This is a genomic window from Loktanella sp. M215 (genome assembly GCF_021735925.1).
Taxonomy (GTDB): domain Bacteria; phylum Pseudomonadota; class Alphaproteobacteria; order Rhodobacterales; family Rhodobacteraceae; genus Loktanella.
In genome coordinates, this window is record NZ_WMEA01000001.1 from 3,506,903 (window position 1) to 3,533,498 (window position 26,596).

General features: G+C 66.6%; 27 protein-coding genes and 1 tRNA gene. 9 read left to right on the top strand and 19 right to left on the bottom strand.

The features are described 5' to 3' along the window. Nucleotides 1–41: 41 nt before the first annotated feature. From GLR48_RS17225 to GLR48_RS17235, 3 genes are read right to left on the bottom strand one after another with little or no spacing between them, the layout of a single operon-like run. On the bottom strand, nucleotides 42–1,049 hold the full coding sequence (locus tag GLR48_RS17225) for an ABC transporter substrate-binding protein (protein WP_237063221.1): 1,008 nt from the start codon (nucleotides 1,047–1,049) through the stop codon (nucleotides 42–44). Then, nucleotides 1,019–2,398, bottom strand: a complete 1,380-nt coding sequence (locus GLR48_RS17230) for a sensor histidine kinase (RefSeq protein WP_237063222.1) — start codon at nucleotides 2,396–2,398, stop codon at nucleotides 1,019–1,021. Before GLR48_RS17230 ends, GLR48_RS17225 begins: the two co-directional genes overlap by 31 nt. Then, a complete protein-coding gene (locus GLR48_RS17235; protein WP_237063223.1) occupies nucleotides 2,395–3,060 on the bottom strand; it encodes a response regulator transcription factor in 666 nt (221 codons plus the stop codon). Before GLR48_RS17235 ends, GLR48_RS17230 begins: the two co-directional genes overlap by 4 nt. 120 nt (nucleotides 3,061–3,180) lie before the next feature. On the opposite strand from GLR48_RS17235, the gene GLR48_RS17240 reads away from it, so the two are divergent. The 3 genes from GLR48_RS17240 to GLR48_RS17250 are packed head-to-tail and all read left to right on the top strand — an operon-like array spanning nucleotide 3,181 to nucleotide 6,098. Then, nucleotides 3,181–4,146 (top strand): Bug family tripartite tricarboxylate transporter substrate binding protein, encoded by a 966-nt coding sequence (locus tag GLR48_RS17240; protein WP_237063224.1) that lies wholly within the window; start codon nucleotides 3,181–3,183, stop codon nucleotides 4,144–4,146. 1 nt (nucleotide 4,147) lies between these two features. Beyond that, a complete protein-coding gene (locus GLR48_RS17245; protein ID WP_237063226.1) occupies nucleotides 4,148–4,591 on the top strand; it encodes a tripartite tricarboxylate transporter TctB family protein in 444 nt (147 codons plus the stop codon). A 1-nt stretch (nucleotide 4,592) separates the two neighbouring features. Then, a complete protein-coding gene (locus GLR48_RS17250; RefSeq protein WP_237063227.1) occupies nucleotides 4,593–6,098 on the top strand; it encodes a tripartite tricarboxylate transporter permease in 1,506 nt (501 codons plus the stop codon). Nucleotides 6,099–6,384: 286 nt separating this feature from the next. Here the strand turns inward: GLR48_RS17250 and GLR48_RS17255 are convergent. Then, nucleotides 6,385–6,461, bottom strand: a tRNA-His gene (locus GLR48_RS17255). Between the two features lie 82 nt (nucleotides 6,462–6,543). Between GLR48_RS17255 and GLR48_RS17260 the strand changes: the two genes are divergently transcribed. Beyond that, a complete protein-coding gene (locus GLR48_RS17260) occupies nucleotides 6,544–6,735 on the top strand; it encodes a DUF6324 family protein (RefSeq protein WP_237063228.1) in 192 nt (63 codons plus the stop codon). Nucleotides 6,736–6,738: 3 nt separating this feature from the next. On the opposite strand, the gene GLR48_RS17265 is transcribed toward GLR48_RS17260, so the two are convergent. From GLR48_RS17265 to GLR48_RS17300, 8 genes are all read right to left on the bottom strand, one after another. Beyond that, the gene (locus GLR48_RS17265; protein WP_237063229.1) at nucleotides 6,739–7,149 is read right to left on the bottom strand and encodes a thioesterase family protein; all 411 of its coding nucleotides are present in this window, start codon (nucleotides 7,147–7,149) and stop codon (nucleotides 6,739–6,741) included. A gap of 1 nt (nucleotide 7,150) precedes the next feature. After that, nucleotides 7,151–7,615: an MmcB family DNA repair protein gene (locus GLR48_RS17270; RefSeq protein WP_237063230.1), complete on the bottom strand. Its 465-nt coding sequence runs from the start codon at nucleotides 7,613–7,615 to the stop codon at nucleotides 7,151–7,153. 268 nt (nucleotides 7,616–7,883) lie between these two features. After that, entirely contained in the window at nucleotides 7,884–8,438 is a 555-nt protein-coding gene (locus GLR48_RS17275; protein WP_237063231.1) for an HdeD family acid-resistance protein, read from the bottom strand. Nucleotides 8,439–8,576: 138 nt separating this feature from the next. Further along, the gene (gene nusB, locus GLR48_RS17280) at nucleotides 8,577–9,044 is read right to left on the bottom strand and encodes a transcription antitermination factor NusB (protein ID WP_237063232.1); all 468 of its coding nucleotides are present in this window, start codon (nucleotides 9,042–9,044) and stop codon (nucleotides 8,577–8,579) included. Beyond that, a complete protein-coding gene (locus GLR48_RS17285) occupies nucleotides 9,041–9,568 on the bottom strand; it encodes a 6,7-dimethyl-8-ribityllumazine synthase (RefSeq protein ID WP_442915814.1) in 528 nt (175 codons plus the stop codon). Before GLR48_RS17285 ends, nusB begins: the two co-directional genes overlap by 4 nt. Then, nucleotides 9,568–10,698, bottom strand: a complete 1,131-nt coding sequence (ribB, locus tag GLR48_RS17290) for a 3,4-dihydroxy-2-butanone-4-phosphate synthase (protein ID WP_237063236.1) — start codon at nucleotides 10,696–10,698, stop codon at nucleotides 9,568–9,570. The genes GLR48_RS17285 and ribB overlap by 1 nt, the downstream gene beginning before the upstream one ends. 72 nt (nucleotides 10,699–10,770) lie before the next feature. Further along, nucleotides 10,771–11,331, bottom strand: coding sequence for a hypothetical protein (locus GLR48_RS17295; RefSeq protein ID WP_237063238.1), 561 nt, complete (start codon nucleotides 11,329–11,331; stop codon nucleotides 10,771–10,773). After that, entirely contained in the window at nucleotides 11,331–11,933 is a 603-nt protein-coding gene (locus GLR48_RS17300) for a riboflavin synthase (protein WP_237063239.1), read from the bottom strand. The genes GLR48_RS17295 and GLR48_RS17300 overlap by 1 nt, the downstream gene beginning before the upstream one ends. 174 nt (nucleotides 11,934–12,107) lie before the next feature. On the opposite strand from GLR48_RS17300, the gene GLR48_RS17305 reads away from it, so the two are divergent. From GLR48_RS17305 to GLR48_RS17315, 3 genes are all read left to right on the top strand, one after another. Next, nucleotides 12,108–13,394, top strand: coding sequence for a capsule biosynthesis protein (locus GLR48_RS17305; protein WP_237063241.1), 1,287 nt, complete (start codon nucleotides 12,108–12,110; stop codon nucleotides 13,392–13,394). Nucleotides 13,395–13,610: 216 nt separating this feature from the next. Then, nucleotides 13,611–14,741: a polysaccharide biosynthesis/export family protein gene (locus tag GLR48_RS17310; protein ID WP_237063242.1), complete on the top strand. Its 1,131-nt coding sequence runs from the start codon at nucleotides 13,611–13,613 to the stop codon at nucleotides 14,739–14,741. Between the two features lie 5 nt (nucleotides 14,742–14,746). Beyond that, entirely contained in the window at nucleotides 14,747–16,768 is a 2,022-nt protein-coding gene (locus tag GLR48_RS17315) for a capsular polysaccharide biosynthesis protein (RefSeq protein WP_237063243.1), read from the top strand. Here the strand turns inward: GLR48_RS17315 and ribD are convergent. The 3 genes from ribD to GLR48_RS17330 form a co-directional block, all read right to left on the bottom strand. Then, entirely contained in the window at nucleotides 16,765–17,850 is a 1,086-nt protein-coding gene (ribD, locus tag GLR48_RS17320; RefSeq protein WP_237063244.1) for a bifunctional diaminohydroxyphosphoribosylaminopyrimidine deaminase/5-amino-6-(5-phosphoribosylamino)uracil reductase RibD, read from the bottom strand. The two genes, GLR48_RS17315 and ribD, sit on opposite strands and share 4 nt — an antisense overlap. After that, the gene (gene nrdR / locus GLR48_RS17325; protein WP_072857469.1) at nucleotides 17,847–18,314 is read right to left on the bottom strand and encodes a transcriptional regulator NrdR; all 468 of its coding nucleotides are present in this window, start codon (nucleotides 18,312–18,314) and stop codon (nucleotides 17,847–17,849) included. The genes ribD and nrdR overlap by 4 nt, the downstream gene beginning before the upstream one ends. 145 nt (nucleotides 18,315–18,459) lie before the next feature. Next, the gene (locus GLR48_RS17330) at nucleotides 18,460–18,864 is read right to left on the bottom strand and encodes a secondary thiamine-phosphate synthase enzyme YjbQ (RefSeq protein WP_237063245.1); all 405 of its coding nucleotides are present in this window, start codon (nucleotides 18,862–18,864) and stop codon (nucleotides 18,460–18,462) included. 61 nt (nucleotides 18,865–18,925) lie between these two features. Here GLR48_RS17330 and GLR48_RS17335 point away from each other — a divergent pair, with 61 nt between their 5' ends. Continuing rightward, entirely contained in the window at nucleotides 18,926–19,600 is a 675-nt protein-coding gene (locus tag GLR48_RS17335; protein WP_237063246.1) for an SDR family oxidoreductase, read from the top strand. A gap of 200 nt (nucleotides 19,601–19,800) precedes the next feature. Beyond that, nucleotides 19,801–20,688, top strand: coding sequence for a YghX family hydrolase (gene yghX, locus GLR48_RS17340; RefSeq protein WP_237063247.1), 888 nt, complete (start codon nucleotides 19,801–19,803; stop codon nucleotides 20,686–20,688). Between the two features lie 84 nt (nucleotides 20,689–20,772). Here the strand turns inward: yghX and GLR48_RS17345 are convergent, their stop codons facing one another. The 4 genes from GLR48_RS17345 to GLR48_RS17360 all read right to left on the bottom strand — a co-directional run bounded on the left by GLR48_RS17345 (nucleotide 20,773) and on the right by GLR48_RS17360 (nucleotide 26,595). Continuing rightward, nucleotides 20,773–21,060, bottom strand: coding sequence for an HlyU family transcriptional regulator (locus tag GLR48_RS17345; RefSeq protein ID WP_237063248.1), 288 nt, complete (start codon nucleotides 21,058–21,060; stop codon nucleotides 20,773–20,775). A 4-nt stretch (nucleotides 21,061–21,064) separates the two neighbouring features. Then, nucleotides 21,065–23,044: an RNA polymerase sigma factor RpoD gene (gene rpoD / locus GLR48_RS17350; protein WP_237063249.1), complete on the bottom strand. Its 1,980-nt coding sequence runs from the start codon at nucleotides 23,042–23,044 to the stop codon at nucleotides 21,065–21,067. A 180-nt stretch (nucleotides 23,045–23,224) separates the two neighbouring features. Next, on the bottom strand, nucleotides 23,225–25,192 hold the full coding sequence (gene dnaG / locus GLR48_RS17355; RefSeq protein WP_237063250.1) for a DNA primase: 1,968 nt from the start codon (nucleotides 25,190–25,192) through the stop codon (nucleotides 23,225–23,227). 86 nt (nucleotides 25,193–25,278) lie between these two features. Further along, the gene (locus GLR48_RS17360; RefSeq protein WP_237063251.1) at nucleotides 25,279–26,595 is read right to left on the bottom strand and encodes an MATE family efflux transporter; all 1,317 of its coding nucleotides are present in this window, start codon (nucleotides 26,593–26,595) and stop codon (nucleotides 25,279–25,281) included. Nucleotide 26,596: the final 1 nt, after the last annotated feature.

Sequence of the window (26,596 nt, forward strand, 5' to 3'; positions counted from 1 at the left end):
CTCCTTCGAAGGCCGCGTCCTAGCGCGCCCTGTGCTGCTTGTCACGGCTGCACGACAGCCGCCGTCCATTCGGTCAGGAATCGCTGCCGCATCAAGGGGTCGACATAGACCAGCAGGCCGGGGTCCAGCCGGATCGGGCGCAACTGCGGCGCATCCGCGATGGTCGCATCGGAAATCGCAGGCAAGCCGGCCTGCGCCAGCAGTGCCTGCCCCGGCCCCGACAGCAGAAACTCCAACACCAGCGCCCCCAGATCGGGCGCCGCACTGGTCGCGGGAATCAGCGCCGTGCGCAGCAGGACATGGGTGAAATCCTCAGGCTCGATCACCACCACGCCGGGGTCCGCCGCAGCCGTGGCATAGGACCCCAGCACATTATAGGCCAGCGCCAGCCGCCCGCTGTGCACATCGGCAATCATCGCCCCGCTGGTGTCATACAGCTTCGGGTCCAGCCCCCCCACCACCTCGGCCAGCCGCCAGCTGGTGTCCGACTGCCGCGCGTCCTGCGTGGCAAACAGATACCCCGCGCCAGAGGTTACGGGATCATAGGTGCCGATCCGCCCCCGGAACCGGTCGGGGTTGTCGCGCAGGATCTCGACCAGATCGGCGCGGCTGCGCGGCAGGGCCAGCCCCGCGAAATCGCTGGCCCGCGCGATCATCACCACCGGCTCTTGCGCCACGGCGAACAGCCGGTCGCGCCACCGCGCCCAGACCGGCAGGGCGCCGCCCCCGTCAAAGGCCAGCGCATCGCCATCGTTCGCCAGCTTCATCTGCAGGTCCATGGCAGAAGAGATCACCAGATCGAAGGCAGCCCCCTCGTCATGGATCGCGGCAAAGACCGCCTGACTGTTGGCGACCGTATACCTGACCGTCAGGTCCGGCGCGGCCGCCAGCAGGCCCGCGATCACCGGTGCGATCACCTGCGCATCCGTCGTCGACAGGATCGACACCTGCCGCGCGCCTACGCCGAATGTCACCTCTTCCTCCACCTCAAAGGCGCAGGCCGCGCGGGCCAAAAGGATCAGCCCAAGGGCAAGTGCAACGTGGCGCATGTGCCGCCTCCCGTCCGTTCCGCAATCTCGAATGAGCCGCCGCAGGCGCGGGCCGCGTCGCGCACGATGGTCAGGCCCAGCCCCGACCCCACGACATCCGCCACATTCGCCCCCCGCGCAAAGCGCGCCGTCAGCGCGCCCGCCCCGCCGTCCCCCAGACCGCGCCCCCGGTCACAGACGGCGATCAGCGCGGTGCCGTCCTCTTGCGTCAGCGTCACGGTAATCTCCGTCTCCGCGTGGCCGTATTTCAGCGCATTGTCGAGCAGGTTGCGCAAGGCACTTTCCAGCAGCAGCCGGTCCACCGCCAAGGTCACGGGTGCGTCCGGCAAATCCAGCACCACATCCATGTCGCGCATATCCGCCACCGGCCGCACCTGATGCGCCAGATCGCGCAGCACGGCGCAGACGTCCAGCGGTGCCGGCGCACCCCGGTCGCTGCGGTGGATGACGCTGGCATGATCCAGCATCTGCCCGGCAGAGCGTGCGGCCGAATCCACCGCCCGGATCACCTGCCGCAGGCTGGCGCGGGTCGCGTCGTCATCTGCCTGCCGCAAGGCGATCTCGGTCTGCATCCGCACCGTCGCCAGCGGCGTGCGGACGTGGTGTGCTGCCTCGGTGATGAAGGTTTCGGTCCGGTCCAGCGCGGTGCCCAGCCGCGCGATCAGCCCGTTCAGCGCCGCCACCAAAGGCACCAGTTCACGCGGCACCGCACGCGTGACCGGCCGCAGGTCCTGCGGCCCCCGCCGCTCCACGGCCCCGGCCAGCAGGTTCACCGGCTTCAGCGCCGCCCGGGCCGACACCAGCGCCAGCACCGCCGCAAGTGCAAAGACCCCCAGCCCCAGCGCCGCCGCCCGGTTCGCCATCTGCGCCGTGATCGCCGCCTGCGCCGTCCGCGTCTGCCCCAGCAGCACGGTCACGCCGACCCGCTGCCCGTCCACCAGCACCGACCGCCCCACCGCCCCGATCCGCAGGATCGTATCGTCATAGGTCGCGTCATAGAACGCAGGCGTCAGACCCGGCGCCTCGTCCGGCAGCGGCAGGTCCGGATAGCCCGTCACCGTCTCGCCGCCCACGACGATACGGTAGAACACGCGATCCTCGCCCACCGCCCCCAGCATCGAAAACGCGGCATAGGGGATGTCGACGCTGACCGCCCCGGTGCCGCCGCGCAACTCCTCTGCGATGATGACCGTCGCGGTCCCCAGCACCGAATCCTGCACCGTCTGGATCGCCGACCCCGCAACACCCCGCACCGCCAGATACAGCACCAGCGCCAGCAGTGCCGCGATTCCCACACCTTGGATCAACAGCCGCCTGCGGATCGACGCGGCCCGGCGCGGCGCGGTCATAGGGCTGTCAGGCGGTAGCCCACGCCGCGCACCGTCTCGATCCGCGCCCGGCTGCCCGCCAGCTTCTTGCGCAACCGCCCGACATAGACCTCGATCGCATTGTCGCTGACCGCTTCTGACGCCGACAGCAGCCGGTCGTGCAGATGCCCCTTTGAAAAGATGCGCTCCGGCGCCGCGATCAAAATCTCCAGCAACCGCAGCTCGCGATTGCGCAGATCCCGCGCGTCACCGTCCACCATGACCACAGCCCCCAACGGGTCGAACGTCAGGTCCGCGAATGTCACCAGCGTCTGCGCCGCGCCGCCTCGCCGGCGCAACACCGCCCGCACCCGCGCCTCCAGCTCTGCAAAGTCGAAGGGCTTGGTGACATAATCATCCGCCCCGGTATCCAGCAGCGCCACCCGGTCGCTGACCGCCGCCCGCGCGGTCATCACGATGACCGGCGTATCCGCCCGCGCCCGCCTGTGTTCGGCCAGAAAGTCCCGCCCGTCGCCGTCCGGCAGCATGATGTCCAGCAGGATCAGGTCATAGGTGGACACTGCCAGATGATCCCGCGCCGCCCCCAGCGTGCGCGCCCAGTCCACGCCGTGCCCGTCCAGCGTCAGCCGGTCCAGCACCGCCTGACCCAGATCGGGCGTATCCTCGACCAGCAGAAAGCGCAAAAGAATCTCTTTTCATGGGCCCGTGACAGGTTCGCGTCAGCTTGGGGCCAAACAACAGACCCCGCAAGGGTGCGCGGCGGGAGGCTGCGCCCCATGAGACGACATAATGGGAGGACTACCATGTCGCTGACACTTCTGCGTGCGCTCTCCAGCGCCGCCATTCTGGCCGTCACGGCCACATCCGCCTTCGCGGTCGAATGCATCGCACCGTCCGATCCCGGCGGCGGCTGGGACTTCACCTGCCGTCAGGTCGGCAAGATCATGTACGACATCAAAGAGGTCGACACCCCCGTTCAGGTCACAAACCTCGCCGGTGCCGGCGGTGGCCTCGCCTATGCGACCGTGGTGAACGAGCGTAATGACGATCCCGACCTGATGGTCGCCGCCTCCTCGGCCACCGTCACCCGTCTGGCGCAGAACGCCTACGGCGGTGCGACCGCCGACCAGGTCCGCTTCGTGGGCGCCATTGGTGCCGATCCGGGCGTCATCGTCGTGGCCGCCGACAGCCCCTACCAGACGCTGGGTGACCTCGTCGACGCGATCAAGGCCGATCCGGGCTCCGTCGCCTTTGCCGGTGGCTCCGCCGCCGGTGGCTTCGACCACCTCAAGCCGCTGCAGGTCCTCAAGGCCGCAGGCTTCGAGGATATCGCCAAGGTGAAATACATCTCCGTCAACAACGGCGGCGACGCGATCACCCAGCTGATCGGCGGCTTCGTGCAGTCGATGACCGGCGACATGAGCGAAGTCGTGGGCTTCATCCCCACCGGCGACATCCGCGTGCTGGCCGTGCTGTCCGACGAGCGGATCGCGGGCTTCGAGGATATCCCCACCGCCAAGGAACAGGGCATCGACGTGCGCGCCGTAAACTGGCGCGGCATGTATGTGCCTGCGGGTATCAGTGACGAGCGGTTCCAGGAATGGGCCACCAAGCTGCAGGCCGTGGCCGAAAGCGACGAGTGGCAGAAAGCCATGGCCGATAACGGTCTGGCCCCCTTCACGCTGGTCGGTGACGACTTCCAGGCCTGGGTCGATCAGGACGTCGCCCAGACGCAGGAACTCAGCCGCGAAATCGGCGTGATCCAGTAAGATGACCCGCCCCTCCGACCGCATCTTCGGTCTGGTGGCGGTCCTTGTGGCGCTGGCGTTCATCGCCAGCGCCCTCCAGATCCAAACCAGTTTCCTGACCGACCCCGTGGGGTCGAAAACCTTTCCCATCCTGATCGGCGGCATCGCGGCGCTCTGCGGCCTCGTCATGGTCTTCCGCCCGGATGCAGAGCCGGAATGGCCGGTCCTGTCGCGCATCGGTGCGATCCTGATCTCGCTGATCGTGCTGATCGCTTATGCCTACGCGCTGAAACCGCTGGGCTTTCTGATCCCCACGGCGATCGTGTCCGCGATCCTCAGCTACCAGATCGACCCCAAGCCTGCAAAAGCCGTCCTCACCGGCCTCGGGTTGTCGATCGGTCTTTTCATCATGTTCCGCTACGCGCTGGGCCTCAGCCTCGCCGGCGTCCCGAAAGGCTGGTTCTGACATGGAACTGCTTCACAACCTCGCGCTCGGGTTCTCCGTGGCGCTGACCCCCTTCACCCTGTTCCTCGCGGTCTGCGGGTGTTTCCTCGGCACGATCATCGGTGCGCTGCCGGGCCTCGGCCCGTCGAACGGCGTGGCGATCCTGATCCCGATCACCTTCACCATGGGGCTTGATGCCACCGCCGCCCTCGTGCTGCTGACATCCGTCTACTACGGCGCGATGTACGGCGGCCGGATCAGCTCGATCCTGCTGAACATTCCGGGTGACGAGCCTGCCCTGATGACCACCCTCGACGGCTACCCGATGGCCAAGCAGGGCCGCGCCAGCGACGCGCTGGTGATCTCCGGCGTCGCCTCCTTCGTGGGCTCGCTGCTGGCCACCATCGGCCTGATGCTGGTGGCACCGCTCTTGGCGCGCGTGGCCTACCTCTTCGGTCCCGCCGAATACTTCGCGCTCTACCTGCTGGCCTTCTCGACGCTGGGCGGCATCGCGTCGAACAATCAGGCCAAGGCGGCCCTCGCCTCCTGCATCGGTCTGGGCATCGCGATGATCGGTCTGGACAATACCTCCGGCATGCCGCGCTTTACCGGCAACAACATGCACCTGATGGACGGGGTCGATTTCCTCGTCGCCATCGTCGGCCTCTTCGCCATCACCGAGGTCTTCTCCTTCATCGAATCCCACGGCAAATCATCCGCCATCGGCGTCGTGCTGAAAAAGACCGCCGTGCCATGGCGCGACCTCAAGGACAGCATGTGGTGCATGATCCGCTCCTCCGGTGTGGGTTTCATCGCGGGCATCCTGCCCGGTGCGGGTGCCTCGCTGGGGTCGTTCATGGCCTACATGTCCGAAAAGGCCATCGCCGGTGAAAAGGGCGGCTTCGGCACGGGCGTCCCCAAGGGCGTCGCAGGACCAGAGGCGGGCAACAACGCCGCCGCCGGTGGCGCACTGATCCCGATGCTGACGCTGGGCGTGCCCGGGTCGGGCACCACCGCCGTCCTGCTCGCCGTGCTGATGACGCTCAACATCACCCCCGGCCCGCAGCTCTTTGCCGACCGGCCAGAGGTCGTCTGGGGCCTCATCGCCTCCCTGCTGATCGCCAACGTCGTGCTGCTCATCATGAACGTGCCCATGGTCAAGATCTTCGTGAAGATCCTGATGGTCCCGCCGGGCATCCTGATGCCCGCCGTCACGATGATCTCCTTCGTGGGCATCTACTCGCTGACGGGCAGCTACTTCGATCTGCTGATGATGGTGGGCTTCGGCGCGCTGGGCTACGTGCTGCGCAAGCTCGACATCCCCACGGTGCCGATCATCATGGGCATCCTGCTGGGCAACGCGATGGAGGACAACCTGCGCCGCGCCATGGTCCTGTCCGACGGCGACGCGATGTTCCTGTTCTCGACCCCCATCGCGATCGTGCTGTGGATCTGCGCCATCGTCGGCTTCTTCGCACCCATCCTGCTGCGCGGCCGCATCAAGAAGCCGCAGATGGTCAGCGACTGACCCCTGCCGCCACCCACAAGACCCGCAACGGGGGCCCGCACATCCTGCTGGCCCCCGTTTTGCATGGCGCGGCGCCACTGCCTTCTTCTGGTCAAAAATACTTTTGCCAAAGGCATCGGCCTGCACCGCAGGCCGACCGCCATCGCATCGCACGGCAGGTTCAGATGTCATCCACTTTCGTTAACAACCTGATAAATTTTACATAATACGTCTCGCATGCGAAACATTCGGTTTCTGAAATGTAATTTCAGACCGCAGGTCGCACACAGTATTCACGGGAAAGGTATGGTACCACGTCCTGGTCTCGAACCAGGGACCTCTTGATCCACAATCAAGCGCTCTAACCAACTGAGCTAACGCGGCACTGGGGCGGATTTAGCGAACCCCATCCCTGATTGCAAGACCTGAACGCCCCGCGTAAAAGCTAAAAAAACAGGAGTCCCCGATGGGTATCAACGACGAACGCGACCTCGAAGCGAACATGCAGATCGGCCCCACGGAACTGGGCATGGTGCGCCTGTTCATCACCTCCGGCACGATGGAGATCCCGATGGATTTCGATCCCGAGGAAGCCGAGGAAATCGCCGAGGAAATCCGCGCCGCCGCCGCCGCCGCCCGCGCCGTCAAACCGCGCTGAGTGTCAGGCGGTCGCGGCCTTCGCCGCGACCTTTTCATTGAAGCGCGCCACGTCGATGGTGGCGCGCCGGTGCGTCCCCTCGCCGATCAGCCCCTGGGCATCCCAGGCGGTGACGCGGAACCGCAGACTGCGCCCCGCCACCTCGATCAGTTCCGCCTCGGCCCGGATCTCCATGCCTTCTGGCGTCGGCGCCACGTGGGTCACGTTGATGTCGGTCCCCAGCGAATGTTGCCCCGGCGCCTGATGCGGCAGGATGCACTTGATCGCCGTCTCTTCCAGAAACCCCACCAGATACATCGTCGCCAGCACGGGTGGCATCGCCGAGAAGTCGCCAAAGACGCCCTTTGCCCCCGGCACCAGCATCGGCGCGGTCACGATCATCCGCGCCTCGGCACGTAGTCCAACTGTCAGCATCTCACCCTCCGAACGGCAGCACGAACCCCGGGTCCCGTGCGGCCTGCGCGCGCACCGCCGCATGGCGGGCGAATTTCTGGATCATGACCTTTCGCCGCGCCGGCGCAAGCTTCGTTTCCGGCCCCATCGCCAGGATTTCAGCGTCGTAGCTGTCGGCGATCATCAGCCCCGACCCCTCCGGCAGCAGTTCGGTCGGAAAGTCCGGCCCCACCGCCCAGAAGAACCGATCGCACCACGCCAGATAGCCCTGCCACTTCGCGTCCGACTGGTAATCCGCGCGACTGGACTTGCACTCCACGATCCAGACCTCGCCCTTCGGCCCCAGCGCCATCACGTCGACACGCAGGCCGGGCGCAGGCACCAGTTCCACGACCGTCACGAAGTCATGGCTGCGCAAATGCCGCGCGACACCGCGGGCCAGCAACTGGCCGGGCATCAGGGCGACAGGATTGAAATCGTCAGGCATGTCCCAGATATGAACAAACCGGAAACACGGGTCAAGCCCACCGCGCGATTTCCGGGCGACACCCCTTGTCGAAACGCGTCCTTGCGCCTAACTTGAGCGGTGGCGGGTTTCTGCTCTTCCCGTGCGTATGGGGGCTACATTCCAGTGGCCTTAAGCAAATCCGAGGGCGCTGGCTCTGTCCGGACTCTGGTTCGATTAACCGGTGCCCACCTGTACATACAGGTCCTCGGGAATAAGCCCTCGCACGTTTGCAGCGGTTCCCGCCACCTCAGCCCGCACTGCGGGCGAGGGCGACAAAGGCCACGCCGGTCGAGATGAAGTTCACCCCCAGCATCACGCCAATGGCCCAAAGCGCAGTGCCCGGCAGCCCTGCGACCAGCAGCAGACCGAGGCCCAGCGTCACCACGCCATTGACCGCCAGCCAGCCCCAGCCGCGTTCGGGCCGGTGCTGCACCGCGATCACGCCTTCCGCCACACCCTGCATCAGGAACACGACGCCCAGTAGCAGCGTCAGCCCGACCAGCCCGGTCAGGGCAAAGAATGCAAGGTAGACGCCAAGTGCCAGTTGCAGCACCGCAATGAATCCTGCCAGCAGGCCCGACCGCCAACCCCGCGACTGCACCGCATGCCACAACAGGACCGCGCCGGTCAGCAGGAACACCCACCCCAGCGTCACCTTGGCCACGACGGAAAAGATCAGCGGAAACAGGATCGCCAGAACGCCGACGACGATCATCACGATGCCGATGGTACGAAACCGCCCGCGATGCGCGCGCACCGCGTCCATGATACCGGCGGGAAGGGGATCGGGCGTATGGGTCATGATGACCTCCTGATGACTACGCGATCAGCATCAGCACGTTCAGCCGTGTGTTTCCACCTTCTTCTGGGCTCAAATACTTCGGGGTCCGGGGCAGCGCCCCGAAAAGGGGTGGGCGGGCGGGGCCCGCCCCACCCCCAATCAAAATCCGCCGGGCAAAGCCTCATGCGCCATATGATCCAGCACTGCGTTCACGAAACGCGGCTCTTTCCCGTCGGGAAAGAACGCCCCCGCCACGTCGACGAACTCTGTGATCACCACGCGGGGCGGCGTGTCGCCCATGATCAGCTCGGCCCCGGCAGCCCGGAACAGGGCCCGCAGCGTAGGGTCGATCCGGCCCAGCGGCCATTTCGCCACCAATGCTCGGTCGGTCATCTGGTCGATCCGGGCCTGTTCGTCCACGGCGCGCTCCATCAGACCGCGGAACGTGTCCACATCGCCTTCCTGCATCTCGATGTCGTCAAAGATCTCGCCAAAGCGGTGATCCTCGAACTCCTGCATGACGGCGTCGACGGTCTGGCCGATGGCCTCCATCTGAAACAGGGCCTGCACGGCATAGAGCCGGGCCGCGGCACGCATCTTGCGGCGCTGGTTGTTCGATACGGTCATACGGTGTCACCGCCCTTGGCCAGCGTTTGGCTGGTGAAACCCACGGGCTTGCCCGACCGACCCCAGGTGCGCGACAGCGCGATCAGGTGCAGGGCTGCGGCTGCAGCGCCGCCGCCCTTGTTCTGCCCGTCCGCCTGCGCGCGCACGGCGGCCTGTTCGTAGTTTTCAACTGTCAGGATGCCGTTGCCGATGCACAGCCCCTGCAACCCAAGCAGCGTCAGCCCGCGCGAGGAATCGTTGCAGACGGTGTCGTAATGCGTCGTCTCGCCCCGGATGACGCAGCCCAGGGCCACGTAGCCGTCGAAGTTGCTCATCCGCGCGGCAATGCCGATGGCGGTCGGGATTTCCAGCGCGCCGGGCACCTCGGCAATCTCCAACTCGACACCCGCCTGATCACAGATGGCGCGTGCCCCCGCGATCTGCTGGTCGAAGATGTCCTTGTAATAGGGCGAGGCGACGGCCAGCAGTTTCACGGGTGCATCGAAGCTGGGCAGCGGCAGGCTGTAATGTGTGGGTCCGGCCATCATCCGATCTCCGAGATCTTGCGGGTGCCGGTGATTTCCAGACCGTAGGCATCCAGCCCCACGACCTTGGGCTTCGGCGAATTTGTCAGCAGTTCGATCTTGTGCAGGCCGAGGCTCGACAGGATCTGCGCGCCCAGCCCGTATTGCCGCAGGGTCTGGGGTGAGACCTCGTCGTCGGGCACCATCTTCATGTGCAGATCGCGCAGCAGCACCAGCACGCCGCGCCCTTCCGTCGCAATCAGCTCCATCGCGTCGCTGAATTCGTTACGCCGCCCGCGCGGGCCTGCGCCCACGACGTCCAGCATCGGGTCCAGCGCGTGCATCCGCACCAGCACCGGCGTCTCTGTCGTCACGTCGCCCTTGATCAGCGCGATATGCTCGGCCCCTTGTGTTTCGTCCGAGAAGATCCGCATGTCCCAGTCGCCGCCGAATTCGCTGGTGATGGTCTGGCTGGACTGTTCGCGCACGAGGTTGTCGTGGCGGCGGCGGTAGGCGATCAGGTCGCTAATCGTCCCGATCTTGAGGTTGTGCAGCTGCGCAAAGGCGACCAGGTCCGGCAGGCGGGCCATTTGGCCGTCGTCCTTCATGATCTCGCAGATCACGCCGGACGGGTTCAGCCCGGCCAGACGGCTGATGTCGGTCGCGGCCTCGGTATGGCCCGCGCGGACCAGCACGCCGCCGTCCTTGGCGCGGAGCGGAAAGACATGACCGGGGGTCGCGATGTCGGCCGCCCCCTTGGTGGCGTCGATGGCGACGGACACGGTGCGGGCGCGGTCGTGGGCGCTGATGCCGGTGGTCACACCCTCACGCGCCTCGATGGAAATCGTGAACGCCGTCTCGTGGCGAGAGGCGTTGTTGGTGCTCATCAACTGCAGGCCCAGTGCGTCGATGCGGGCGCCCGGCAGGGTCAGGCATATCAACCCGCGGCCGTGGGTCGCCATGAAGTTGATCGCGTCCGGCGTCGCCATCTGGGCGGGGATCACGAGGTCGCCTTCGTTCTCGCGGTCTTCGTGGTCGACAAGGATGAACATGCGGCCGTTGCGCGCATCCTCGATGATGTCCTCGATCGGGGCGATCGCGTCGGACCAGTCGATCTCGACCGGACCGGGGGTTTCGAATGAAGAGGTCATCGCGGATTCCTTGTTCGTGTTGCCCCGGCAGATAGCCCAGACGGGAGCGATTGAAAAGATCGCCGCCCCGGCTCAGGCGCCCGCGTCGAAATACCGCGCGCCAGGCACCCAGCCGGCCGCCCCGGCGGCGGCGACCCAGTCGCATTCCAGCGCCGTTTCGCCCACGATCACATAGCGGTCGGCGGCGGCGCCACGGGCGCGGATCGCGGCCTTCAGGTGATCGCGGGTGGCGGCCCACGACAGGGTGACGGGCGGTGCGGCAAAGGCCGCGTCGATCGCGGCCAGACGGGTCAGGATCGCGGGTGTGACGCGCGGTTGCGCCACGCCCACGCGGTCCGCCTGCACCGCGGCCAGCCGCAGCGCGCGGTCTTCCGGAATGTCGTCGCCGTCACGCAGTACCCGCAACGCGTTGGACGAAAACAGGAAACCGATCAGGTCGTGGCCGGTGCTGGCGCGGATGCCCGCATAGGTCTTGTAGGGCAGCCCGAGCGCCTGCGCGCGTTTCACCCGCAGGCGCACCACCTCGATCGGCAGGGTCGGCATCAGGTCGCGGCGCGCCTTGGCCCAGGCGAAGGTGCGGAAGGCGTGGCCCGGCTCATCCACTTGGCCGGAATTATGGCCGATCCCGGGCATCAGTCATACTCCCGCAGGCGGGCGACGTAGCGGGCCATGGTGTCGACCTCGAGGTTGATCGCGTCGCCGACGCGGGTCTCGTTCCAGGTCGTGACCGCCTTGGTATGCGGGATGATGTTCACGCCAAAGTCGCGACCGTCCACGGCGTTCACCGTGAGCGAGGTCCCGTTGAGGGCGACGGACCCCTTGGGGGCGATGAACTTGGCGAAAGCCTCTGGCGCGCGAAAGGTGAAGCGGGTGCTGTCGCCTTCGTCGTGCATGGCGATGACCTCTGCCACGCCGTCGACGTGACCCGAGACGATGTGCCCGCCCAGTTCGTCCCCGACCTTCAGCGCGCGTTCGAGGTTCAGCCGCTTGCCCGGCGTCCAGCGGTGCCGGCCAAGGCTGGTGGCGTTCACCGTCTCGGCGCTGATGTCGACGTCGAACCATGGCTGCGGATCGCGGCCAAGGGCGACGACTGTCAGGCAGACACCTTCGCACGCGATGCTGGCCCCGATGTCGATGCCGTCCGGGTCATAGGCCGTGGCGATGCGGGCGCGCAGGTCGCCGCGCTGGTCCACTTGCAGCACATGCCCAACGTCGGTGACGATTCCGGTAAACATAGACGCTCCTTCATGGTTTGTTTCGAGGTAAACCCTCATACCGCCGCAGACAAGCGGGGCCGGTTGCGCGCCGCCACCGAAGACGCCTTAATTTCGCCCCGACAAATGGTTAACGTGACGTCCGAGCCGTGATGACGCCACACCGCGATACAGACCGAGATAAAGATTGACCCCGTGACCGATCCCGCCCCCCGCCGCTTTCTGTTCCTGCAGGGCCCTCATGGGCCGTTCCTGCACCGTCTGGCGCGGATGCTGCGGGCTGCGGGCGCCGAGGTCTGGCGCGTGGGCTTCAACGCGGGCGACCGGGCGTTCTGGTTCGGCGCGCCGGGCTATATCCCATTTACCGCGCCGCAGGACGCCTGGCCCGACACGTTCCGCGCCATCGTGGCGGAACACGCGATCACCGATATCGTGCTTTACGGCGACACCCGTCCGATCCACGCGCAGGCGGTTGCAGCCGCGCGCGCGCTGGGGCTGCGCATTCATGTCTTCGAGGAAGGCTACATGCGGCCCTACTGGGTCACCTACGAACGGGGCGGCACCAACGGACATTCGCGGCTGATGGACATGAGTGTGGCGGACATGCGCGCGGCCCTGGCGATGTCGGATCTGGAAATGCCGACGCCGCCCGCCCACTGGGGCGACATGCGGCACCACGTCTTTTACGGCGCACTTTACCACTGGTTCGTGATGTTCCGGAACGGCCAGTACCGCAATTTCCAGCGGCACCGCGAGTTGCCCGTCGCGGTCGAGACCTGGCTTTACACCAAACGGCTGCTGCTGATGCCCTGGATCGCGCTGGACCGGCGGATCGCCACGCTGCGCATCCGCCACGGCGGCTTTCCCTATCACCTCGTCCTGCTGCAACTGGAACACGACGCCAGTTTCCAGAAACATTCGCCCTTCACCCGGATGGAGGAGTTTCTGACCGTCGTGATGGACGGCTTTGCCAGCGCCACGCCGCGGCACCATCATCTGGTGTTCAAGGCGCACCCCTTGGACAACGACCGCAGCCCGACGAAACAGATCATCAAGCGGCTGGCGGCCAAGGCCGGTGTCAGCGGCCGGGTGCATTACGTGCGCGGCGGCAAGCTGGCGCGGCTTCTGGATCACGCGCGCACCGCCGTCACCGTCAATTCCACCGCCGCGCATCAGGTGCTGTGGCGCGGCATCCCGCTGAAGGTCTTCGGCGATGCGGTCTATAACAAACCGGAGTTCGTGTCGGCGCAGGCGCTGCCTGACTTCTTCACCTCCTCCGACCGGCCGGACGGGCGCGCCTACAAGGATTACCGCCGTTTCCTGCTGGAAACATCGCAGGTACCGGGCGGGTTCTATTCGTCGCAGGGGCGCAGGCAACTGATGCGGCAGGTCGTGGACATGATGCTGGCAGAGGCGGACCCCTACGACAGCCTTGCGCTGGGCAAGACGCCGCCCCGCCAGCCGTTACGGATCGTGACCTGATCGCAGCATGCCGGCGCGTCAGTCCGCACCGGACGGCACGCAGGTTTTGCCGGTTTGCATCGGCCAAAATCTCTGGCAAAGCGGCACGAAAGCAACAGTGTCCTGTGACACACCGGGCGTCATGGCCTGCCAAACTATCTTTCCGCGCGTCTTTCCCGTAGCGTAAAAAGAAAAGACGACCGAGGCAGAACAATAACAGGTCGAGGAGACCGAGCAGTGCTATTCCTGACATTGCGCCTTTCACGGGGCGCCGCCCTCGTTGTCACGCTGGGTATTCTGGCCGCTTGCGCCCTGCCCCGTGTGGGACCGAACAAATCCGAGATCTTCTCAGGCTCTGTCCTGCGGGAAGGCGACGCCTACATCCTGACCGTGGACGACCGTGTGAATGCGATCGCCGCCGTGGCCCCCGCACTGGGGTTCAGCGCGGGGTTCCTGAATGCGGGCCAGGTCGGCCCCGATACGATCAACGCCGGCGACACGCTGGGCCTGACGATCTTCGAAAACGTCGACGACGGCTTGCTGGTGCCGACGGGCCAGAACGCCACGATCCTGAACGAGGTGCAGGTCGACGGTCAGGGCTATATCTTCGTGCCCTACGCCGGTCGCGTGCTGGCCGCGGGCAATACGCCAGAGGCGATCCGCCGGATCATCACCGAAAAGCTGTCAGACCAGACCCCGGACCCGCAGGTGCAGGTGCGCCGTCTGGCAGGCAACGGATCGACGGTCTCTGTCTCTGGCGCGGTGAATGCACAGGGCGTCTATCCGATCGAACGCCCCACCCGGTCGCTGATCGCGATGCTGGCGGCGGCGGGCGGGATCGCCCTGAACCCCGAAATAGCACGCGTGACCGTCGTGCGCGGCAACCAGCGGGCCGAGATCTTCTATGACGATCTGTACAACAACGCGCGCAACGATATCGCCCTGCGCGACGGCGATGCCATCGTGGTCAAGGCCGACAGCCGGACCTTTACCGCCCTTGGCGCCACCGGCACGCAGAACCGGGTCAAGTTCGAGACGCCCACGATTTCCGCGATCGAGGCGCTGGCGCAGGTCGGCGGTCTGTCGTCGGTCACGGCCGACCCCACCGGCGTCTTCGTGTTCCGCAACGAACCCGAGGAGATTGCAGAGCAGCTGGTCGGTCAGGATCTGACGGGCACGCAGCGGGTGGTCTACGTGCTGGACCTGACGCGCCCGAACGGCATGTTCATGGCCCGCGACTTTGCCATCCGCGACGGCGATACCGTCTATGTGACCGAGGCGCCCTTTGCCCAGTTCAGCAAGACCATTGCCGCTGCCACCGGGTCGCTGAACACGGTCAACAGCGTCAAGAACACGACCGGTCTGTAACCGGCATGCGCCCTTACGCGCCAGACGCCGCCGCGGGGGAGACCCTGCGGCAGCTTTTCGTTTACAACGGCGGGTTCCTCACGCAGGGCCGTGTGCGGCGCATCCTGACGCTGGCGGGCTGGGACATCCGGCTGGGCCTGCCGGGGGACGGCGACACGGTGGGCGTCTGGGGCCATTCCCCCACCGCACCGCGGGGCGAGGCGGTGGCGCGCAGGCGGGCCAGCCCGGTGGTGCGGGTAGAGGATGCCTTTCTGCGGTCGGTCCTGCCGGGACGCGACGGGGAACCCCCGCTGGGGCTGGTGATCGACAGGCGCGGCATGCACTACGATCCTGCCCAGCCCAGCGATCTGGAATGCATCCTGCGCGACGATCCGCTGGATGATACGGCCGCCCTGAACCGCGCGAAGGCCGCCATGGCAGAGATCGCGCGGCTGGGGCTGTCGAAATACAATGCCTTTGATCGGGGCGCGGCGGTGCCCGATCCGGGCTACGTGCTGGTGATCGACCAGACGCGGGGCGATGCGGCGGTGACGGCCAGCGGGGCGGATGCGAATACCTTCCGCGAGATGCTGTTCTACGCCCAGACCGATCACCCCACCGCGCGGATCGTCATCAAGACCCACCCCGAGACGGTGGAGGGACACCGGCCCGGCTATTTCACCGACCAATATGCGGACGACCGGATCAGCTTGTGCGACGGCCCGGTGTCGCCGCACGCCCTGCTGGCGGGGGCTGTCGCGGTCTACACGGTCTCGTCCCAGATGGGGTTCGAGGCGATCCTCGCGGGGCACCGGCCGGTGGTCTTTGGCCAGCCGTTCTACATCGGGTGGGGGCTGAGCGATGACCGCAAGCCGCTGGACCGGCGCCAGCGGCGGCTGACGCGGGCGCAGCTGTTTCTGGGGGCGATGATGCTCTATCCGGTGTGGTACGATCCCTACCGCGACCGGTTGTGCGGGATCGAGGAGGCCGTGACGACGCTGGCGGCGCAGACGCGGGCGTGGCGCGACGATCATAAGGGATGGACCGGGCACCGGATCAGCCTGTGGAAACGCGGGCCGTTGCAGCAGGTCTTTGGCGCGCAGGTGCCGATGCGGTTCGCCAAGGACGGCGCCGCGCCCGCGGCGGACGGGCGGCGGCACATGGTCTGGGCGTCGAAGGCGCCGCCGGGGTCCGCAATGGTGCGGATCGAGGACGGCTTCCTGCGCTCTCGCGGGTTGGGGGCGGACCTGATCCCGCCGCTGTCGCTGGTGCTGGACGATCTGGGGATCTACTACGACCCGACCCAGCCGTCGCGGCTGGAAGAGATGATCGCGGCCGCTTGCGCCCTGCCCGACTGCGCGCGCGCGCGGGCGACGGCGCTGATCGGGGCGCTGTGCCGGGGGCGGCTGTCGAAATACAACCTCGGGTCCACGGAGCCGCTGCGCGGGCTGCCGGTGGGGCGGCGGATTCTGGTGCCGGGACAGGTGGCCGATGACGCCTCGATCCGGCTGGGGGCCAGCGACGTCGCGACCAATGGCGATCTGTTGCGCGCGGCGCGGGCGGCGAACCCGGCGGCGGTGATCCTTTACAAGCCGCATCCGGATGTCGAGGCGGGTCTACGCGATGGGGCTGTGCCGGAGGCCGCCGCGATTGCCGATGCGGTGCTGACGGGGATGGACGCGATCACCGCGCTGGATCTGGTGGACGAGGTCTGGACCATGACCAGCACGCTGGGGTTCGAGGCGCTGCTGCGCGGCAAGCGCGTGACCTGTCTGGGGATGCCGTTCTATGCGGGCTGGGGTCTGACCGAGGATCGCGCGATGCCGGTGCCGCGCCGGGCCGCCAACCCCGACCTCGCGGCCCTCGTCCATGCGGTGCTGATCGATTATCCGCGCTATCACGATCCCCTGACGGGCCTGCCCTGCCCGGTCGAGGTGGTGGTGGAGCGTCTGCGCGACGGCACGGTGCCGGCCCCGTCGCGGGGCAACCGGCTGCTGGCCAAGGCGCAGGGACTTTTTGCCTCGCAGGCGTGGCTGTGGCGACGCTAGACCGGGTGCCAGACCTGCAGGATGTCGCCGCCGACGGGTGAGAGGCGGTCGAGGCGGAAGCGCGGGGCCTGCGCCAGATCGCGCACGCCGAGGCCCGCGAGCGAAGGCAGGCCGTCGGCGCCGAGGGCGACGCCGGCGCTGATGACGACCAGTTCATCGACCAGACGGGCCTGCAGCAGGGAGGCGGCCAAACTGCCGCCGCCTTCGCAAAGCACGCGGGTGATGCCGCGGGCGGCCAGCGCGCGCAGGGCAGAGAGCGGGTCGACCTGATTGTGCGAGAGGGCGCATTCAAGTGTCTCGACCCCGGCCTGTTGCCAGTCGCGGGTATTGGCGTCCGGGCCGTGGCACAGCCAGACGGGCTGTTGCCGCGCGGTCTGGGCGAGGCGTCCGTTGATCGGCAGGTGCAGGTCGCGCGACAGCACGACGCGGACGGGTTGGCGCACCTCGCCCAGATCGCGGACGTCGAGCATGGGGTCGTCGGCACGGGCGGTGCCGGCCCCGACCAGCACCGCGTCATGGCGGGCGCGCAGGGCGTGGACGGCGCGGCGGGCCAGCGGGCCGGTGATCCAGCGGCTTTCGCCGCTGGCGGTGGCGATGCGCCCGTCGAGGCTGCTGGCGAGTTTCAGGGTCACGAAGGGGCGCTGGTGATTGATCCGCTTGAGGAAGCCCGCGTGATCCTGCTCTGCCGCGCGGCGCAGCAGGCCCACCTCGACCGTGATGCCCGCCGCCTGCAGGCGGGCGATGCCCTGCCCCGCCGTGCGCGGATCGGGGTCGCCGGTGGCCACGACGACGCGGGCCACGCCGGCGGCGATCAGCGCGTCTGCGCACGGCGGGGTCTTGCCCGTGTGGGCGCAGGGTTCAAGCGTGACATAGACCGTGGCGCCGCGGGCCGCATCGCCCGCCTGATCGAGGGCCACACGTTCCGCATGGGGCCTGCCGTAGCGCTGGGTGGTGCCGCGGCCGACGATGACGGCGCCCTGCACGATGACGCAGCCCACGGCGGGGTTCGGCCAGACCTGTCCCATGCCGCGCCGGCCCAAGGCCAGCGCCAGCGTCATGAACCGCGTGTCGGCGGCGGTCATTGGTCCGATTTGGTGTTCGGGCGCAGATCGTTCATGAATTTCTCGAAATCATCGGCAGCCTGAAAGTTCTTGTAGACCGATGCAAAACGCACATAGGCCACCGTGTCAATCCGCGCGAGGCTTTCCATCACGATCTCTCCGATGGTGCCGGAGGGGATGTCGGTCTCTCCCATACTCTCCAACCGGCGCACGATGCCGGAAATCATCTGGTCCATGCGTTCGGGTTCGACAGGGCGTTTCTGGAGCGCGATGCGGATCGAGCGTTCCAGCTTGTCGCGGTCGAAATCCTCGCGCCGGCCGTTCGATTTGATCACGACGAGGTCGCGCAATTGCACGCGTTCATAGGTGGTGAAGCGGCCGCCGCAGGCCGGGCAGAAGCGGCGCCTGCGGATCGCGACGTGATCCTCTGCCGGGCGGGAGTCCTTGACCTGAGTATCGACATTTCCGCAAAAGGGGCAACGCATGGGGCCTGTCCTTGTCTTTTCGTCCGCGTCTTGGGGTTGGCCCCCAAGTTATCCACAGCGACTATAGGCGGCGCCCCAGCCTTTGGGTAGGGGCTGCGCGCACCCCCCGCATCTGGAGGGTCGTGAGTGAGTCTTTTGTAGCACGTCACCCCAGATGGGCCGCGACCTGACGACTGTGCGGGGCGTTGCGATGTTCGAAGAGGTAGATCCCCTGCCATGTGCCAAGCGCCAGATGACCGGCGGTCACGGGGATCGAGAGGGACACCGGCAGCAGGGCGGCCTTGATGTGGGCCGGCATGTCGTCGGGCCCTTCGTAGGTGTGGGTCAGGTATGACATGGCCGGGTCGGTCGCGGGCGGCACGAGGCGGGCGAGGTAGTGCAGCAGGTCGCTCTGCACCTCTGGATCGGCGTTTTCCTGAATCAGCAGGCTGGCGGAGGTATGGCGGATGAAGAGCGTGAGCAGGCCGGTGCCGGTGGCCCAGGCAGCGACCTGATCGGTGAAGTCGTAAAGGCCCTGCCCCCGCGTCGGAATCGTGAAAGTCGTCTGCATCGGTGAACCTCGGGTTGGCGGGCCGCGTTGGGGTGTCAACAGACAGCATAAGGAGACCATCATGGCCGACAAGACACTCTTCATCACCGGCGCATCCAGCGGCATTGGCGCGGCGACAGCGCGCAAGGCGGTGGCCGCGGGCTGGAACGTCGGGCTGTTCGCCCGGTCGGAGGACAAGCTGCGCGATCTGGTGGCGGATCTGGGCGACCGGGCGCTGGCGCTGCCGGGGGATGCGACCAGCTTTGACGACCAGGCGGCGGCGCTGAAGACGCTGAGCGAGACATTCGGGACGGTGAACGCGGCCTTTGCCAATGCCGGGCGCGGCACGTCCAAAGGCGGCGCCGAGAAGGGCGAGGTCGACGACTGGCAGGGGATGGTCGACCTGAACGTCATGGGGATGCTGAAGACGGTGAAGGCCGCACTGCCCTATCTGAAACCGAACAAGGGTCACATGGTGATGACCGGGTCCGCCGCCGGGCGGCGGCATATTGCGGGGTCCGTCTATGGGGCCACCAAGTGGTTCGTGCACGGCTATGCCGGCAATCTGGCCGAGGAGATGAAGGAGTGGGGCGGGCGCTGCACGGTGGTTGCACCGGGGATGGTGAACACCGGGTTCTTTGACGAACGCAAGCCCGACAAGCTGCAGCCCGACGATGTAGCCGATGCGGTGATGCTGGCACTGAATGCGTCGGAGCTGAACGACGTGCGCGAAGTGTTCCTGATGCCGCGCGGGTGATGCCAGCGGGGGGTGACCTGATTTTCGGTGAAAATCAGGTGCCTCCGGCGGGGATATTTCTGAAACAGAGAGGGGGGGGGGCGCCGCGCGTCGATCAGCAGTTCGTGAGGTGTGGGATGGGCGCTTGGCAGAGGGGAACGGTGCGTTAGGCTGCCGGGTGTCGGGGCATGATCTCCGGCCCTGACAGGAAGGATTGCGCGATGACGCGACTGACGGCCAAGGATTTCGACCCCAAGCTGCTGGAGCTTTATGATTTCTATGCCCACGGGATGATCACGAAACGCGAGTTTCTGGACGGTGCCGCAAAGTTCGCCGTGGGCGGCATGACGGCGGCGGGGATTCTGGGGCTGATGGCGCCAAATTATGCGCTGGCCGAGCAGGTGTCATTCAATGACGAGGCCATTACGCCGGAATACATCACCTATCCGTCACCCAACGGGCATGGCGAGGTGCGCGGCTATCTGGTGCGGCCTGCGGGGGTCGAGGGGCCTCTGCCTGCCGTGGTGGTCGTCCACGAGAACCGGGGACTGAACCCCTACATCGAGGATGTGGCGCGCCGGCTGGCCAAGGCGGGGTTCATGGCGCTGGCCCCCGACGGGCTGACATCCGTGGGCGGGTATCCGGGCAACGATGCGGAGGGGCGCGATCTGCAGGCCAGCGTCGATCCGGAGAAGCTGATGAACGACTTCTTTGCGGCCGTCGAGTTCATGATGGCGCATGAGGGATCGACGGGCAACGTCGGGATCACCGGGTTCTGCTATGGCGGCGGTGTCGCCAATGCGGCGGCGGTGGCCTATCCGGAGTTGAAGGCCGCTGTCCCCTACTACGGCCGGCAGCCGGATGCGGCGGATGTGCCCAAGATCGCGGCGGCGCTGCTGATCCATTACGCCGGGCTGGACGAGCGGGTGAACGAAGGCTGGCCCGCGTATGAAGCGGCGCTGGAGGCTGCGGGGACCAGTTATGAGGCGTTCATCTATCCGGACGTGAACCACGGGTTCCACAACGACAGCACGCCACGCTATGACGCAGCGGCGGCAGAGCTGTCGTGGGAGCGGACGCTGGCGCATTTCAAGACGCATCTGGCCTGACCGGGTGACGGTGGTTTCCGGCGCCGGTTGAATCGGCGAAAGGCCCGCTGCGGCGGGCCTTTCGGGCGATACGCCTGATCGGGTCTAGCTGTCGAAAAGGGCTTTGCCCTGTTCGTCGATCATCTGGCGAGCCTTGTTCAGCGAGGCTTTGCGCGCGTCGTCGAGGTCCTGCATCGTGTCGGCGCGGATCAGCTGGTGGACCTTGGCCACGCCGTCGACATCGGCCGTGATGCGTGCGGCGACGCGGTAGGTGCTACCTTCGCGCATCGGGTTGGGCGTGATGGTGAAGCCGTTGTAGTCCTCTGACAATCCCTCTTGTGCGGGCGCGTCAGCGGCAGGTTTCGATCCGAAGAGTTTCGACAGCCACGCCACCCGCCTACTGGTCCAGGAAGCTGCGCAGCTTGCGCGAACGGCTGGGGTGCTTGAGCTTGCGCAGGGCCTTCGCCTCGATCTGGCGGATGCGTTCGCGGGTGACGCTGAACTGCTGGCCGACCTCTTCCAGCGTGTGGTCGGTGTTCATGCCGATGCCGAAGCGCATGCGCAGCACGCGCTCCTCGCGCGGTGTGAGGGAGGCCAGAACGCGGGTCGTGGTTTCCTTCAGGTTTTCCTGGATGGCGGAATCCAGCGGCAGGATTGCGTTCTTGTCTTCGATGAAGTCGCCAAGCTGGCTGTCTTCCTCGTCGCCGATCGGCGTTTCCAGCGAGATCGGTTCCTTGGCGATCTTCATCACCTTGCGAACCTTTTCGAGCGGCATCTGGAGCTTTTCGGCCAGTTCCTCTGGTGTCGGTTCGCGGCCGATTTCGTGCAGCATCTGGCGGCCCGTGCGGACCAGCTTGTTGATCGTCTCGATCATGTGGACCGGGATGCGGATCGTGCGGGCCTGATCGGCGATCGAACGCGTGATCGCCTGACGGATCCACCATGTCGCGTAGGTCGAGAACTTGTAGCCGCGGCGGTATTCGAACTTGTCCACGGCCTTCATTAGGCCGATGTTGCCTTCCTGAATAAGATCAAGGAATTGCAGCCCGCGGTTCGTGTACTTTTTGGCGATGGAGATGACGAGGCGGAGGTTCGCCTCGACCATTTCCTTCTTGGCCTGGCGGGCTTCTTTTTCGCCCTTCTGGACCTGTGACACGATGCGGCGGAATTCGGTGATATCGACGCCGACATATTGGCCGACCTGCGCCATGTCGCCGCGCAGTTCTTCGATCTTGTCGGTGGAGCGTTCGATCAGCGCCTGCCAGCCGCGACCGGCCTTTTCGGCGATGTCTTCCAGCCAGTTCGGGTCGAGTTCACGACCGCGGTAGGCGTCGATAAATTCGCGGCGGTTGATGCGGGCCTGGTCGGCGAGTTTGACCATCGCGCTGTCGATCTGCATGATCCGGCGGTTGATGCCGTAAAGCTGGTCGATCAGCGCTTCGATGCGGTTGTTGTGCAGGTGCAGCGAGTTCACGCGTTCCACGATCTCGGAGCGCAGGGACTGGTAGGTCTCCTCCTCTCCGGTCGAGAAGCTGCTGTCCTCGTTCAGGGTGGCGGACATGCGGGCGTCCTGCATTTCCGACAGTTTGCCGAAGTCGCTGGCGATGATTTCGAGGGTTTCCAGCACGCGCGGCTTCAGGGCGGCTTCCATGGCCGCGAGGCTCATGTTGGCCTGCTCGTCGTCGTCTTCCTCGTCGTCCTTGGCGATGGGGTTGCCGTCGGCGTCGAGTTCGGACTTATCGTCGTCGTCCTTGGACCCGGTGTCGCCGCCGGCGGTGACGACGGGTTCTTCGCTGTCGTCGTCGCCCAGCTGGTTGCCGAAGGTGGTTTCAAGGTCGATGACGTCGCGCAGCAGAATGTCTTCGGACAGAAGTTCGTCGCGCCAGATCGTGATCGCCTGGAAGGTCAGCGGGCTTTCGCAGAGCCCGAGGATCATCGTGTTGCGACCGGCCTCGATCCGCTTGGCGATGGCGATTTCGCCTTCGCGGGACAGCAGTTCGACGCTGCCCATCTCGCGCAGGTACATGCGGACGGGGTCGTCGGTGCGGTCGAGCTTTTCAGCCTCTGCCCCGCCCAGCGCCACGTCGCGGCCACCCTGGATCGTGGCGACCTCGGTATTGCCGGCGGGCTCTTCGCTTTCCTCGGATTCTTCTTCTTCGGTGACTTGGATGCCCATCTCGGAGAGCATCGACATCACATCCTCGATCTGGTCGGAGGAGACCTGTTCGGGGGGCAGGACGGCGTTCAGCTGGTCATAGGTGATGTAGCCCCGCTCGCGCGCGTCGGCGATCATCTTCTTGACGGCGGCCTGGCTCATGTCGAGGCTGATGTCGCTGTCGCTATCGTCCTTGCGGTCGTCGTTGTCTTTGGCGGCCATGTCTCGGGGCTCCTCGTGTCAGCGGGCGACGGCGTGTCTGGCGAATCGGATGGGCGGGTGATTCGGTTGCAACGAATCAACGCTGTACGCGGCTGATTCGCAACCGGAAAGGGCAGAATTTACAGCCCCTGTTGCACGCACCCCCCTCGTTCGCCTGTCCACGAGCGTATCGGTTCTGCCCTACTTAGGGTCGCGCGGCGGTTTTGCAATCGTCAGCGCCTGCAGGATCGCATCAAATGCGGCGCGTTCGGACTTGTCCATGCCAAAGCCGTTTTCGGCGATGACGATCTCGGCGTTGTCCTCGCCACCGATCTGGCTGGACTTGGCGACGGCGCGCACCGCCTCGCCCAGACGCCATGTCAGCCCCTCGTCGGCGGCGTCGACGTCCTCCACCGCTTCGGAGACCTCGCGCGGCAGCGCACGGGCGGCGGTCAGCTTGGCGAAGCTTTCGGCGAGGCAGCGGCGGGCGAAATCGACGTCGCCGGGTTTGCGCAGGCCGGAGGTCAGGACGACGTCGCGCTGGGTCAGGATGCGGGCCACGGCCTCTTCACCCACGCAGGCGTGCAGGTGGGTGGTCAGGTCCGTGTCGTCGGCGCAGCGCAGGATCGCGTCGCGCAGACGGGCGTGGTCGGGGTCGGTGCAATCCATCAGCTCCAGCGGGGCGAGGAAGGCGTGCAGGGCGGCGGGTGTGGCGATCAGGGTGGCGAGGATCACCGCCTCGCGCATGTGGGATTCGTCGGCGGCCCCGGCGCCGAGGATCGAGCGCTTGTTGGAGGCGACGGGCGAGAGGTCGCGTTCCCACGGCTGCTGCTTGGGGTTCCATTTCTGCGCCTTGCGCGGCGTGAAGGCCTTGTTCTGCGGCTTGCGGGTGCGGAAGAGGTCCCAGCGCATTTCCTTGATCGCCTCGCCGTAGTGGCTGCGGATCGAGGGGTCGGCGATCAGCTTGATCTTGTCGCGCAGCGACTTGTCCAGCGCCGCGCGGCGTTCGGGGCTGTCGAAGACGCGGCCTTCGGTTTCGCGCTGCCAGAGCAGTTGCACCATGGGCATGGCGGCGTCGATGATCGCCTGCATGGCGTCGCGACCCTGCTGCTTGATCACGTCGTCGGGGTCGAGGCCGGCGGGCATGACGGCGAATCGCAAGGACTGCCCGGCGGCGAGAAGCGGCAGGGCGAGGTCGATGACGCGCATCGCGGCGCGCAGGCCGGCGGTGTCGCCGTCGAGCGCAATGATCGGTTCGGGCGAGATCCGCCAGAGCATGTGGAGGTGGTGTTCGGTGACGGCAGTGCCGAGGGGGGCGACGGCGGCGGCGAACCCGGCCTCGCTGAGCGCGATGACGTCCATGTAGCCTTCGGCGACGACGAGGGGCGTGCCCTTGCCGGCGGCGGTGCGGGCGTTCTGCACGTTGTAGAGGGTGCGGGACTTGTCGAAGAGTTCTGTTTCCGGCGAGTTGTAGTATTTCGCTTTGGCGTTCAGGTCCATTGCCCGGCCGCCGAAGGCGATCGCCCTGCCCCGCGCGTCGCGGATCGGGAACATGATGCGGCCGCGGAAGCGGTCGTAGGGGGCGCCGCCCCGGTCGCTGACAGCCGCGAGCCCTGCGTCGATCACCAGCTTCTGCGCCACACCCTTGGCGGTGAGGGCGGCAAGCACGCCGCCGTTGTCGGGGGCGAAGCCGATGTCCCAGCGCGCCTGCGCCTCGGGGCTGAGGCCCCGGCGGGCGAGGTAGTCGCGGGCGGGACCTGCGGCAGCGGTTTGCAGGTTCAGGCGGAAGTGCTGGACCGCCTGCTCCATCACCTCGGCCAGTTCGGTGCGGGTGTCGGCCTTTTCCTGCGCGCGGGGGTCGCGTTCGGGCATCGGCAGGCCGGCTTCACCTGCGAGGATGCGGATCGCCTCCATGAAGTCGACATTCTCGGTCTCGCGCACGAAGGAGATGGCGTCGCCTTTGGCGTGGCAGCCGAAGCAGTAGTAGAATCCCTTGCGGTCGTCGACGTGGAAGCTGGCGGATTTTTCCTGATGGAACGGGCACGGCGCCCACATGTCGCCGCGGCCCTGATTGGACTTCTTGTTGTCCCACATGACCTTGCGCCCGACGACCTGTGACAGCGACAGGCGGGTGCGCAATTCGTCGATGAAACCGGGGGGTAAGGACATGGGGTGATTATCGCTGAGGGTGAGTGCAGAGTCGAGAGGGCGGAGGGGGCGCTGCCCCCACGGCTGCGCCGCCCCCCGAAGTATTTTCAACCAGAAGAAGGGGAGAGTGCCGCGCGTTCGAGGGCGGGGTATCGCCAGCCGAGGGTGAGGCCGCGGAAGACGAAGGAGAGCAGAAGGCCGATCCAGAGGCCGTGATTACCGAAGAGCGCCATGAGCGGGATGACGGCGGCGAAGTAGAGGAGTGTCGAGACCACCATCATGTTGCGCATGTCGGTGGTGCGGGTGGCGCCGATGAAGATGCCGTCGAGCATCCAGGCGGCGACGCCCGCGATGGGAGCCAGCACCATGTAGGGCAGGTAGTGGCGGGCGGCGGTCTGCACTTCTGGCGCCGTGGTCATGATGTCGATGACGGTGCCGCCCAGAAGCGCGAAGGCCAGCGCCAAGGCAGCGCAGATCGCGGCGCCCCAGCCGGAGGTCAGGAGCGCGGCGCGGCGCAGGGCGGGACGGTCGCGGCGGCCCAGTGCTTGCCCCACGAGGGATTCTGCTGCGATGGCGAAGCCGTCGAGGGCGTAGGCCGTGACCTCGAGGAACTGCAGCAGGATCTGGTTGGCGGCGAGCTGGATGTCGCCGAAATGCGCGCCCCAGAACAGGAAGCTGACGAAGATCGCCTGCAGCAGGACGCTGCGGATCAGGATGTCGCCGTTGACGATGCCCATGCGGATCAGGCGGGCGCGGTCGAAGACCCGCGGCCAGTCGCGCCAGGCGGGGACGCGGAAGGCCGCGCGGCAGAGCCAGAGGCCGAGTGCCAGGCCGGACCATTCGGCGATGACCGTGGCTGCGGCGACCCCCGGCACGCCCCAGCCGAGGTGCAGCACGAAGATGAGGTCGAGGGTGATGTTGGCGCCGTTCATCAGCACCTGGATCAGCAGCACGGCGCCGGTGCGTTCCTGTGCGATCAGCCAGCCGGTGATGCCGTAGAGCGCGATGGCGGCGGGGGCGGACCAGACGCGGATCGCCATGTAGTTGCGGGCGAGGGTTTCGACCTCGGCACTGGCCGGAGAGATGGCGAAGGCCCCGGCGAAGAGGAGGGTCTGGGCGGCGATGATGATTGCACCTGCCGTGACGCCGATGATGAGGGCGCGGGACAAAAGGGCCGCGACCTCTGGGGTATTCTCCTCACCGATGGCCTGTGCGGTGAGGCCGGATGTGCCCATGCGCAGGAAGCCGAAGACCCAGTAGATCGCCGTCAGGATGATCGCGCCGATGCCCACGGCCCCGATCGGGGCCGCCTGCCCCAGCTGACCCACGACTCCGGTGTCGACGACGCCGAGGATCGGCACCGTCGCGTTCGAGATCACCACCGGCAGCGCGATGTGCAGCACCCGGCGGTGCGTGAGGTTCATC